Genomic DNA, 13,243 nt, shown 5'->3' with positions numbered 1-13,243 from the left:
TAAGCGTCCAACCCTTCGGCTCCGCCTCTCTACCGACAAGTCAGGCCTGCCTGCGGAAGGCAGGGACCGCGGCGGCATCCCCGCAGCATCGCAAGGGATATAGCCAAGGGCCCGCCCGACCTAGGAGGGAACGCCCAAAAAATAAGCTTGGAAGATATTTTTGAAATGCCTCCTAGACTTAACTTTAGTTAATTACCGTCAGCCCTTGCGGGGCGTCTATTTCTGTTTTTATAGTGCCATCCGCATTCTTCTTATGGCTTACTTGTAACACTCCATATTTTGTGGGGAAACTTCCTTTTGCCCACTCCAGATCTCCCAGGTGGGGTTCAATTTTAACCTTTTCGCCCCCTTCCGAAACGTTGACGCCCAAAACGTGTTGACTCAGCCAAGAGGTAGGTCCGCTGGCCCAACCATGACATAGGCTATGGCGGTATCCCACATAGCAATAATCACCAAAGTCGCCATGGATATCGTATTTATTGGCAGGGGTTAGTTCATCTATTCTACCGCTATTGACAACATCCATCACGTCAAATTCTTCCCAAAAGGTAGTAGCACCCAAATCCAACATTCCGCCCCAATAATCACGGATTACTTTTATGGCCCCATCATAATCTTGGGCTTTGGCCATGGCCTCCAATATATAGTACCCATAAAAAGTGGACATGCCCTGTAAACCATCTTTGGTCAATATCTCCTTATTGATTTTTTCAGCGTCCTGAAGATTTGAAAGCGCCAACAAAGCCGCGGCCTGTTTGGTGGTATTATTTTTTGGACTGTGTTTTTTCAGTTTTTTGGCTACCTTTTCGTATTTCATTTTTAGATCCTCCCTACCAAAAATTGCCATCATCTCCGAACCGGCCTCAAAGGTCATGACCATCATGGCCTGAAGTCCCGCATGAATGGCTTCGGGTTTTTCGCTGGTCGGCCAATCCAAGAACCGATGTCCGTTTAAAATTTCTTTGTTGTCCTTGTCCATGAAAGTACTTAATTGCTCCAGCAAAGCTATCATATAGGTTTCCTGTTCCTTTAGATAGGCAAGGTCCCCATGGTAATCATAAATGTTCTTATGGATAAGCAGCCACCACATAGAGTAGGAGCTAATGCCGTTCATCCATTGTGGCAGGGGGTGTTGGTCACGGGCCAGGTCCAAACTTTTGGATACGATTTCATGGTTTCCGAATACGGTGTTGATCGTCATTACTTCGGGGTGCATATCGCCCACCCAAACCAAGCGGTCGCGCTTAATGCCGTCCCAGAGGAAATTCTGCATATTGAGTTGTACGGTATAGGCCCCTGTAATCCAGATTTCGTTCAAGCGCTCATCATTACTTTCAAAACTGCCCAAATAGGGTATATCCCTGTACACAAAGGCGGCCTCTATAGATTTTATGGGAAGGTCTATCCCGGCGTCCATCACATCTACGCGCAAAAACCGAAACCCGGTTTCACCAACTTCCACGCTTCCCAACCAAGGGACTTCAACAATAAAATCGCGCAGGGAATGCTCGTTGGTCGCATTTTGTTTTCCACCAATGTCGGACATCGCTTCCCCGACCGATTCGCCAAATCGCAATCGCAACCTAACCGGAGTTTTATCTGCACGGATGCCCGCGGGAATTTTTATTCCACCATGGATCTGCTTGCCATAATCCAATAGTATGGCAGGTTTTTTATCCGCTGTGCTTATCAATCTAAATAGGTTTTCCTCGTTCACGGCCACCTGCCCGTTTCCCTTTTTCAAAAGGCTTTCGGCATTTTGCATGGATTCATTGGAGTCGTCGGACTGCCAAACAATCCTTTGTGGCGTTAAGTAGGTTTTGATCATTTGCGAATGTTGTGCCTTGTCATTGTATTCCTCTCCAAATACAGGGGGCAATTGTCCAAAGCCAAATTTTAGGTACAACAGTGCAGTCAATAATGGTAATAAGTTTTTCATTTCTTTAATTGGGTTAACACAAAGTCAATAAATCCTATTTTTCGTAAAAATAGGATTTGAAAAAAGTCTATCTATCCTGTACCATGCTGCTATTGATTATGGATCACAGCTCCAAGGTTATAGGGGGAAATCTAAAACAGCACAGTACAGGATGGGTTTCATTCCAATGGGTGTTAATATTGTGGTATAAGACCATATTTTAATTTTTATAATTTTTAAGGTAAATAATCGATGAAGAACAGACTTGCGCTCCTTTTTATTACCCTCTTAACAGTTGGCAGTTCCTATGGCCAAAATAAGGATTCAAAATCCCTTGCCATACTTGAACCTAGGGTAGAGTATCACCAAAACCCTGAAGGCCTCGATGTACTTCAGCCTCGATTTAGCTGGATTTTAAAGGGGGAAGGTCGCAATAGGGTGCAATCGGCCTATCAAATTACAGTGGCTTCCTCCATGGAAAAACTTTCGCAAGACCAAGCGGATATTTGGGATAGCGGTAAGGTGGTTTCCAACCAGACCAATCAGATCATTTACGAAGGTATTCCGTTGGTTTCCGGGACCAAATATTATTGGAAAGTGCGTGTATGGGACGAAGCGGATATGGTATCCACCTGGAGTACACCCGCCTATTGGTCCATGGGACTTTTAAAATTTGCCAATTGGCAAGGACTCTTTATAGGTCATGATGTAGGATATAATAAGGCCGATAAATACGATAGTCTATACCTTCCACCTGCCCGCTATTTGCGCAAATCCTTTAACCTGAACAAGAAAATAAAAAAGGCAACGGCCTATACTACGGCATTGGGTCTTTATGAACTACGCTTAAACGGCAACAAGGTTGGGGAGGCTAATTTTTTACCGGGATGGACGGATTATGACAAACGCTTGTACTACCAGACTTTCGACATTACCAATAATTTAAGGGAAGGGGAGAACGTGATAGGGGCAGTCATTGCCGATGGTTGGTATGCAGGCTATATAGGCTATGCCCTTTTGGTACGTTTGGATAAGGTCCGTGAGTTCTATGGGGTAAATCCGTCCTTTATGGGGCAAATACAAATTGAATACGAGGATGGAAGTATGGAGACCATTGCTTCGGACCAAACGTGGAAATCCAACGAAGGCGCTATCCGTGAGGCGGATATCATTATGGGAGAGACCTATGATGCCCGTTTGGAAAATACAGGTTGGGACGCTCCCAACTATGACGATAGCCAATGGAAAAAGCCTAAAGTCTACACTTATCCCAATGGAAAACTGCAAGCCTATCCGGGAACCCAGGTCAAGAATACGGAGATACTGAAGCCCTTAGCAATGACAGAGCCTAGTCCGGGAACCTTTGTCTTTGATCTTGGAAAGAACATTGCCGGTATTGCCGAACTAAAAGTACAGGGACCTAAAGGCACCAAAGTCCAACTCCGGTTCGGGGAAATCTTAAAGAACGATGGCCAAATACAGACCGAAAACCTACGAAAAGCTAGGGCAACGGACACTTATATTTTAAAAGGGGAGGGTGTGGAAACATGGAAGCCAAAATTCACTTATCATGGGTTTCAATATGTTGAGGTCACAGGTTTTCCTGGAAAACCTACACTGGAGACCATTACAGGACACGTATTAAGTTCCATAGAAACCGATGCCAGTACCTTCGGTTCTTCAAATGCCATGAACAATACGCTTTTCAAGAATATCAAAACCACCCAAAGTGCCAATTTTTTTGAAATACCTACAGATTGCCCACAACGGGATGAGCGTTTGGGATGGACGGGAGATGCTGAGATCTACATGCGTTCTGCCACCTATAATTCCGATGTCGCGGCCTTTATGACCAAGTTTTTGGTCGATTTGGATGACGCCCAACGATGGTATGGGGCCTATCCCAACTTTGCGCCATTTCCATACTCTAGGCCAAATCAATATGCCCCTGCTTGGATGGATGCCGGGGTTATTATACCCTATAATATGTACAAGGTCTATAATGATACCCGTATTGTGGAATACATGTACAAGGGAATGGAGAAATTTATGCAGTTTCAGGAAGATGCCAGCACGGATTATCTAAGACCTGGAGGAGGAAATAATTGGGGGGATTGGCTTGCCGTCAACGAAGAGACCAGTCATGATTTTGTAGGCGCTTCCTTTTATGGGTATGATGCAAAACTGATGGCTGAAATGGCAGAAGCATTGGGAAAAACGGAAGATGCTGCAAAGTACGCCAACCTTTTTGAAAACATTAAAAAGGCCTTTGCCCAAAAGTATATTTTAGATAACGGTCGCACTACAGAGGATACCCAGACCAGTTATGCCCTTGCCCTATATTTCGATTTGTACCCCAACGATCTGGCAGAAAAAGGCGCTGCTAGGTTAGCGGAAAAAATAGAGAAAAACGGATTTAAATTTTCAACTGGATTTTTGGGGACAAAACATGTAATGTTGGCCTTGTCCAAATATGGCTATGACGATATTTCTTATAAAATTTTCCAGCAGACTGAATACCCCAGTTGGGGATATTCCGTAGAAAACGGAAGTACATCCATATGGGAGCGATGGAACAGTTATACCAAAGATGATGCGGAGAACTCGGACCTGAATGCCAAGATGAATTCCTTTAGTCACTATGCTTTTGGCTCGGTGGCAGAATGGATGTTTCAACATGCCGTAGGTATAGATACCGAAGATGCGGGCTATCGCAATATCATTATAAAACCTGCCATTAGTAAGGAGATGGATTATATAAATGGGAGCTATAAAAGTATTAACGGCAACATATCTTCGGCCTGGAATTGGAAAGGGAGGGAAGTACAGATGAATATCGAAATACCGGTGAACACCAAAGCCAAAGTTCATATTCCTACGGGGGAAACATCCAATATTAAGGAAGGAAACAAAGCAATATCAAAGGTGTCCTCCATAAATATTTTGGAATCCAATGGAGAAGAAACCATTCTTGAAATAGGTTCCGGGACTTATTTCTTTAGGGTTAAGGGGGTAAGGTAACTCTTGGATGAAAATTTATACCAAAATATAGGTGGAAAGGTTGATAATGTATGTAAAAGAAATTATTACCTTTTTATAAAGAAACAGGCTGAAATAATTTATTCTATGTGACTTAGTAATTTTTATTAATCCCTTCTTTGGGTCTTTTATTAATAATATTATAACAATTATTATGGCCGGTTGAATGTGTAAAAACTTGTTATACTTTGTTGAGGTCCTTGTTTAATAATTGTCGGGATACTGGTTTGGGAAATAGTGGATACCACATATATTAACTGGGCAGCGCTTAAAGCGTGTAATTCAGTTACATTAAGAAAGGTCTTTTAATACTCGGGATTAGACAATAGAATAATTTAGTTCATCCTAATGTTAGCTCCTGACTAAATATGTATGGGTCAAATGTCTACGCACCTTGTGTGGAAATAAATAAAAAGTATTAACTCTTCATTCTCGAACCCTTGCCGTATTTTTTTGAACGCAATTCCCATTTGAGACTCCACCGTTTTAATTGAGATGCCCAATTTTTCGGCAATCTCTTTGTTTTTTAATCCTTCCTTTTTGCTGAGCAATAATATTTCTCTACAACGCACAGGAAGTTCCTCTATCAAGCTCTGGATTTTATCAATTTTATCTTGTTGGAATGATAAATCTTCCTCAATTTGAGACTGAAGCATTTCATATTTGAGATTATCTACAGAACCTTCTAGTTTTTTTGTTTTACGTATGCTTTGCATACATTCATTGAAAACGGACTTGTATAAATAGGACTTAATTGAAGAATTGATATTAAGTTCTTTCCGTTTAGTCCAGAACTTAATAAATATAGTTTGAACAATATCTTCAGCATCCGGTAGTCGTTCGGTAAACTGTAATGCATAAACACATAATGGTCTGTAATGTAAATCGAAAAGCTTTTTAAGGGCATGGTTATCATTTTTTTGTATACATCCCCATAATTCTTCTTCACTCATTCTTATCCATCAATTATTTTTAACATTATAATTTATTGCCACCAATAATGAAAATCAACATTAATACTAGGGATAATATATTTATTATTAAAAATAAATCATAAAAACTTTAATTTAAAGTTAATATAGGTTGGATTATAATCCCATTCATGCAAACTTTATGTAGATGCAATAATGATTAATTATAGCGCAGGCTGAAATTCTATTAATTCAATACTTTTAAAAGCAAAAACAAGGTAACTACAATAAAATGTACTTTAAGCAAGATGATAGTTACGTAAGTTTATATTGGAATAAAGCGGTTCCTAATTAGGTCGTAAAGTTCTGGTTTTCTATAGCTCTATTCTAACAAGTTATCCAAGCTAAACACATCATAAAACAAGCTAAATTTCAATTTATATCAAAAATATATTAAAATATTTTAAGGGTATATCAATTTTTAAGCATCATACTTAAGAATATAATAAACAAAACCGCGGTATATTGAAAACTTTAGTGCTTAAATACCTTGCCAATGAGATTTCGGAAGAGGAATTAGTTTCTCTAAAAATCTGGTTGAAAAAACCAGAAAACCAGGCCTCTTTTAAGGAATTCATAAAATCAAATCAAGAGTTAGACCTAGCATTTAGACAAATAGATTCTGAGAAGGCCTATCGCCGTATTTTGGAAGAAACATTGGAAAAAGAAAGTGTAATTCGTAAAATATATATCCCTATATTAAAATATGCCGCGGTAATAATACTACTATTAGCTACCACCTTCTTAATATATACTAATGTTGAAGTAGTTCGAAATACGAAGACTGATGCTAAAACAGATATGCCTCCCCAATCCCAAATTACCTTAGAATTAGGTGATGGTAGTGTAGAGGTTCTTGAAGATTATAATAATAAAACAATTTCCAACAAGATTGGCAGTGCAGTAGTGGTTAAACAAGAAAAGGATAAGCTTAAATATGAGTCTGTTGGCGCTAAAGATATTGAATTGACTTATAATAAGTTGACGGTGCCTTTTGGAAAACGTTTTGAAATTGAGCTTTCAGACGGCACGGTTATACAGCTCAATGCTGGCACTATTTTAAAATACCCAGTAACCTTTTCAGACCCCAATAGTAGGGATGTTTATTTGGAAGGTGAAGCTTTTTTTTCTGTTCAGAAGAATCCTGAACATCCATTTATAGTACATACGAAAAACATGAATGTTCGTGTTCTTGGAACAAAGTTCAATGTTTCAAGTTATGAAAATGAAGACACCACTTCGACCGTGTTATTAGAGGGAAGTGTAAAGGTGTTAAGACCAAATGAAAATGATAATCTAGATGTCGGTACAATTATATCTCCCAACCAGCAGGCAGCCATTCAATATGGAGAATTATCAGTGGAGGAAGTTGATGTGGAAAAATATATAGCTTGGACACAAGGAATATTATACTTTGATAATGACAGATTCGCAGACATTGTGAAGGAACTGGAAAGGCATTATAACGTCAAAATTCTAAATAAATATCAGGAATTAAATAGCGTGCGCTATACAGGAACCTTTCAGTATAAAACTATTTCCCAAGTTTTGGAAGTGTTTAAAAGGAATACTCAATTCGAATATAAATTGAATAATGAATTGATTATTATAGAACCTAGTTTATAGTTAACAGTTAAAAAAAAACCATACAAATCACTAAATAAACACCTATGCTAATGAATTAAAACTTTATACAAAATTGATAAAAAATCGGGAAATGCGTCAACATTCCCCGAATAATAAATTTGATTTTACATCAGTACTTATAACCAACTAGAAAATCATTCAAAATTATGAAAAAAACCAAAGCCAAGGAATTGTCTTATGGAACAATTCCAAAACTCGATTTAAAAATGAGGATAACCTTCCTGCTTCTAATTGTCGCATTTTTTCAACTTAAAGCCAGTTCGGGATATAGCCAAAAGACTATAATCAGTCTTAACTTAACCGAAGTTCCGATTAAAGCAGCATTCGCTGAAATAGAGAGTTTAACAGAATTTAGATTTTTTTATAAAAATATAGATTTGGACTTGAATCGTAAAGTTACCTTAAAGTTTAAAAGAAAACCAATTAATGCAATCTTGGAAGAGCTCTTTAAAGATCAAAAAATCGACTTTGAAGTATTTGAAACTCAAATTGTTCTAAAAAAAGCTCCGGATATAGATCATACATTAGAAAAATCACCTTTAATAACCACTCTACCTATACAATTCAAAGTAAATGGAATTATTACTGACGATAGTGGGGCTCCTTTACCTGGAGCAAGTATTGTTGAAAAAGGCACGTTGAATGGAACACAATCCGATTTTGACGGCAATTATTCCCTTGAGGTAGTCAATGACGCTATTTTGGTAGTTTCATATATAGGATTTGATACCAAAGAGGTTCCAGTGGCAGGCCAACAGACTATTAACGTAACTCTTTCTGAAAATACGGCTGCACTTGATGAAGTGGTAGTAGTAGGTTATGGTTCCCAAAGAAAAAAGGATATTGTTTCCGCAGTCTCTGTGGTTGACATGAAACAGGTTAAGGATGTGCCGGCATCAGACGCTTCGCGATTACTATTAGGTCAAGCACCGGGGGTTGTTGTATCTCAGACTTCGGGAAGACCGGGGCAAGAATTGGATATCGTTGTACGTGGTTTAAGTTCACTGGGCGCTACTAGCAAGCCGCTTTATGTTATTGACGGTTTTCCTGTAGGAAACTCATTAGGTTCAAGTGTAGACCCTGCCGACATTGAATCAATTACAGTTTTAAAGGATGCTGCCTCAACAGCTATTTATGGGGCTAGAGGTTCCAATGGAGTAATCTTGATCAATACAAAAAAAGCCAAAGCAGGGCGAACTAGCGTAACGTTGGACGTTGTATCAGGGTTTCAGCAGATTCCAGACGGAAGAAGGGAGAAAATGTTGAACGCTCAAGAGTTTGGACAATTTCAAAAAGAAAGCTGGATTGATAAATTTATCCTTAATGAAGGTAGAGAGCCCTCTGAAAATGAAATACCTGAAAGAATTAGAACTCCGGAGCAGTATACTACATCTACCGATTGGTTTGACGAAATCACAGACGAGGCCGCACTATTTACAAAGTACAACTTGAATATTAATTCCGGTGGCGAAAAAACAAGATCTGCTATATCATTAGGTTACTTAAATCAAGACGGGACCATTATAAAAACGAATTTTGAACGATATAATATAAGAGCGAATATAGAAACCGACGTTACTGATAAATTGAGATTTGGAGCAAACGTTACTGGTTCCCGTAGCAATGAAAGATTTGTAAATGATGGTAGCAGGAATCTTGTTATTGGAAAAGCATATTGGGCGGATCCTAGAGAACCTGTTTATAATGAAGATGGCAGTTTTAATGATTATCTAGGAGGGTATAATCGTGATGGAGATTTAATTTTTGGTCATTCGAACCCAGTTCAAGAGTTACACGAGGTCAAAAATTCCAGACATATTAATAGATTGCTTACTAATGCATATGTTGAATTTGATTTCTTTAAAATTTTTAAGTTCAAGTCGTTAGCAAATGTTTCGCTTATAGGATTAAGAACAAATAATTTTAGACCATCAACACTTGCAGGTGGTGGATTTAACCAACCTCCTCCGCTAGATGCCTCATTGAGTGAAACGTATCAGGAGGAAGTAAACTGGTCTACAGATCAATTACTTTCTTATTCAAAAGTATTCAACGAAGATCACGATGTAGATGTACTACTTGGGTATTCGGCACAAGAGGCCACTGTACGGGAAATAAGTGGAACTGGGTCAAAGTTTCCTGATGATCAGATTCAATTTCTACAAAATTCAGAGATTTTTAGCGTAAATTCTAGTGAAAGTAGTTGGAGTTTGTTAGCGTATTTTGCGAGACTAAATTATGCATACAAAGATAAGTATTTACTGTCTGCTACATATCGACAAGAAGGTAGTTCTAGATTTGGGTCTAACAATAGATGGGGGAGCTTTCCATCAGTTTCTGTGGGATGGAGAGTCTCTGATGAAGCTTTTTTACAAGACGTCTACTGGTTAAACGATTTAAAACTAAGGGCTAGTTACGGTATAACAGGTAATAATAATATTGGAAATTATCGTAGTCTTTCAACACTTACCAACGAAAACTATGTGTTTGGGAATACTTTCCAACCAGGAAAAATTTTAAGTTCCTTAGCTAATACCGAGTTAGGTTGGGAAGAATCCAATCAAATAAATTACGGTCTTGATTTAACTATTCTTGATGGCCTGGATTTTACAGCAGAATACTATAAAAAAGAAACTGAAAACATGCTGCTTCCCGTTAATATACCAGTAATATCGGGGTTTACCTCTACCTTTACTAATATTGGCAAGGTGCAAAATACAGGTTTTGAATTTGCGTTGGGGTACAGAAAACAAATTATTGATGATCTAAGTTTAAGAGGCAACTTTAATATTTCATTCAACAGAAACAAAGTATTGGCTATAAATGGTGACAATGATGAGATAAGAAACGGTGGATTTTATGGCACGAATAATGTCTCCAAAGTAGGGCGCCCTATTGGTATGTTGCATGGCTTTAGGAATTTAGGGGTTTTTCAAAATCAAGCACAAATTGACGCCTCACCTACGCAAGATGGCGCTATTCCTGGATCGTTTATTTATTTTGATAACACTGGCGATGGAGTAGTGTCTTATGATACTACCGATTGGGTTGAAATTGGAAATCCGCATCCTGAATATGTATGGGCATTTACTTTTGGGGCTGATTATAAAGCCTTTGATCTTAATGTGGTATTGACTGGGGCTCAAAATTATGATATATATAGAAATTTTGAATCAACAAGTCTTAACCTAGATGGTGTTTTTAATGTTGATGTACGGGCCAAGGAACGTTTTCGTTCTGCTGAGAACCCAGGTAATGGAATAGTGCCAACCTCTAATTTCTGGAAATGGGAAAGGGAATCAAACTCTTTTTATGTGCATGATGCCAGCCATATGTGGATAAGGAATATCTCATTAGGATACAACTTATCATTAAAATCAGATGCACTATTCAGTAATGCCAGATTGTATATTAGCGGTGATAACCTTCACGTATTCACAACCTTTCCCGGCGGTAATCCTCAAGTTAGTACCGCAGGAGGAATAAATCCAGGTAGGGATGACTCAGCTTATCCTGTACCAAGGTCGATAACTCTAGGAGCAACACTATCATTTTAACAACTTTAAAACGTATACAAATGAAATTTTCATTAAAAATCATAACAATAGTCTTAACTGTATCCCTGATTTCTTGCAGTAAGGATTTTCTAGATAAGCAAAACCCAACAGAGCTTGGTGTTGAATCATTTTATCAAACAGAAGATCAAATTAATCAAGGCGTAATAGGAATTTATGGTGAGTTACAAAGAGTTGTGGCCAACCAATGGTTTTTCCAAGAATTTATTACCGACAACACTACTGTTCATTTTAACGAAGGGAATAGAGGAAACGCACCAAACATAGAATCAATAGAATATTGGCAGTATAATTCCAATAGCGGAAAATTTAATGAAATATATGTTGATATATATTCAGCCATTGGAAACATAAACATAGTGTTGTTTAAACTCTCTGATGCTGATATCGATGCGGGCGTTAAATCTGTATTTGAAGGAGAAGTAAAATTTATCCGGGCATATTTTTATTATCTTTTGGCGGAGTATTTTGGTGATGCTATTATCGTAAATGAACCTATACAAAATCCTTCAGAAGCTTTTGAATTTTTGCGATCTCCAGTTGCAGAGGTTTATGAATTTATAGAAAGTGATTTGGAAACTGCAATTTCCACTTTACCTACAATTATCCCTCCTTCCGAAGCTGGTCGATTGAGTAAAGGGGCCGCTTTAATGCTCAAAGCAAAAGTATTGTTTGCGCAAAAGGATTTTCCGGGAGGCAAATTAGCTTTAGATGAATTGGTAAGTTTAAATAGTTATGATATTTTACCTAATTATGCTGATATATTTGACCCGAACAATAAAAACCATGCGGAATCTATTTTCGAAATTCAATTTCAAGGAAACAATGAATTAGGTGAATCCAGTGGCTTTATTTATAATTTCTACCCTTTGTATTCACAAGGAGCTGTTACCGGATTCCCAGGAATAGATGGTAATGGCTGGAATATACCTACCAATAATATGATAGCCGCTTATGAAAGTGGAGATTTACGTAAAGACGTATCTTTAAGTGAAGGTTATATAAACAATAGTGGTGATTATGTAGCTGTACCGTTTATTGAGAAGTTCCATAATCCGCATTCTATAGTAAGGCGTCCAGATGATAATTGGCCGGTTTTTAGATATGCTGATGTGCTTTTGATGTTGGCTGAAGCAATAAACGAAATATCTGGCCCCACTGCTGAGGCTTATGGCCATGTAAATAGAGTTAGAGATAGAGCAGATTTAGGCCCATTAACTGAAGGTCTATCAAAAGAGCAATTTAAAAGTGCAATACTTGATGAGAGAAGAGTTGAACTGGCCTTTGAAAATCATAGATGGTTCGACCTCAAACGTATGCTTTCTTCTGCTGAGCTCGTTGCATTTCTAAATGCACACGGAGAAGAAGAAATGGCAAATCCTACAACCCCAAGAGGTTCAATCGGATTTTCAGCCGGAGATTACATATTCGAGGAATTCGAAATTTTATTTCCATTACCAGCAAATGAATTATTGGTTAACCCTAAATTAAAACAAAACAATGGGTACTAAGCTATGTTTAATTTGACAAAGATTAGTTTGCATAAGGTTCTTCCTATACCCATAGGAAGAACCATTGTTTACTCTCTTAACATATAGGGAGATCCCACGAGAATTAAGGACGAATAACATATGGAAGATTTTAATTGGATATTTCAATTTCTAGGCAGGTTACATCCTTTACTAGTACATTTCCCAATAGGATTGTTGGTCGTTGCCTTTATTTTTGAGCTGTTCACAATTGGAGGAAAGCGTCAAGGATTAAGGGACGGAATTTATTGGATGGTGTGTATAGGGGCCGCGACTGCTGCAGTAGCTGCTTTAATGGGATGGTTGCTTCGTAATTACGATGACTTTAGCGGGGATCTGGTGAACTACCACCAATATACGGGGATAGCAACAGCTGTCCTAGGCGTAATAACAGCCTTGTTGTTAAGGAATGTGGTAAACAAAAAATTGCCGGATTACCGTGTATATAGATTCGGACTTTTTATAACGGTCGTAGTACTGACCATTGCAGGACATTTGGGGGCAAACCTAACCCACGGCGAAGACTATTTGACGAGCATTTTACCGGGCAATAACAATACCTAC

At 38.4% G+C, this 13,243-nt stretch carries 7 protein-coding genes; 5 read left to right on the top strand and 2 right to left on the bottom strand.

Translation table 11 applies throughout. The features are described 5' to 3' along the window. Positions 1 to 184: 184 nt before the first annotated feature. A complete protein-coding gene (locus BUA60_RS17930; RefSeq protein ID WP_072864141.1) occupies positions 185 to 1,939 on the bottom strand; it encodes an alpha-L-rhamnosidase-related protein in 1,755 nt (584 codons plus the stop codon). Positions 1,940 to 2,170: 231 nt separating this feature from the next. Between BUA60_RS17930 and BUA60_RS17925 the strand changes: the two genes are divergently transcribed. Beyond that, positions 2,171 to 4,939 carry an alpha-L-rhamnosidase gene (locus BUA60_RS17925; protein WP_084532673.1) on the top strand — a complete coding sequence of 923 codons (2,769 nt, stop codon included), beginning with the start codon at positions 2,171 to 2,173 and terminating at the stop codon, positions 4,937 to 4,939. A gap of 395 nt (positions 4,940 to 5,334) precedes the next feature. Here the strand turns inward: BUA60_RS17925 and BUA60_RS17920 are convergent, their stop codons facing one another. Beyond that, complete coding sequence (locus BUA60_RS17920) at positions 5,335 to 5,910, bottom strand: RNA polymerase sigma factor (protein ID WP_072864139.1); 576 nt, start codon at positions 5,908 to 5,910, stop codon at positions 5,335 to 5,337. A gap of 483 nt (positions 5,911 to 6,393) precedes the next feature. Here BUA60_RS17920 and BUA60_RS17915 point away from each other — a divergent pair, with 483 nt between their 5' ends. The 4 genes from BUA60_RS17915 to BUA60_RS17900 form a co-directional block, all read left to right on the top strand. Further along, positions 6,394 to 7,554 (top strand): FecR family protein, encoded by a 1,161-nt coding sequence (locus tag BUA60_RS17915; RefSeq protein WP_072864133.1) that lies wholly within the window; start codon positions 6,394 to 6,396, stop codon positions 7,552 to 7,554. Positions 7,555 to 7,721: 167 nt separating this feature from the next. Continuing rightward, on the top strand, positions 7,722 to 11,132 hold the full coding sequence (locus BUA60_RS17910; RefSeq protein ID WP_218587950.1) for a TonB-dependent receptor: 3,411 nt from the start codon (positions 7,722 to 7,724) through the stop codon (positions 11,130 to 11,132). Positions 11,133 to 11,152: 20 nt separating this feature from the next. Then, on the top strand, positions 11,153 to 12,661 hold the full coding sequence (locus BUA60_RS17905) for a RagB/SusD family nutrient uptake outer membrane protein (RefSeq protein WP_072864115.1): 1,509 nt from the start codon (positions 11,153 to 11,155) through the stop codon (positions 12,659 to 12,661). 120 nt (positions 12,662 to 12,781) lie between these two features. Continuing rightward, positions 12,782 to 13,243: DUF2231 domain-containing protein (locus tag BUA60_RS17900; protein ID WP_317043213.1), on the top strand; the 462-nt coding region annotated here is incomplete at its 3' end.

This window comes from Arenibacter palladensis, from assembly GCF_900129275.1.
In the GTDB taxonomy this organism is placed as follows: Bacteria; Bacteroidota; Bacteroidia; order Flavobacteriales; family Flavobacteriaceae; genus Arenibacter; species Arenibacter palladensis.
This window is presented reverse-complemented; position numbering and strand designations above follow the sequence as displayed.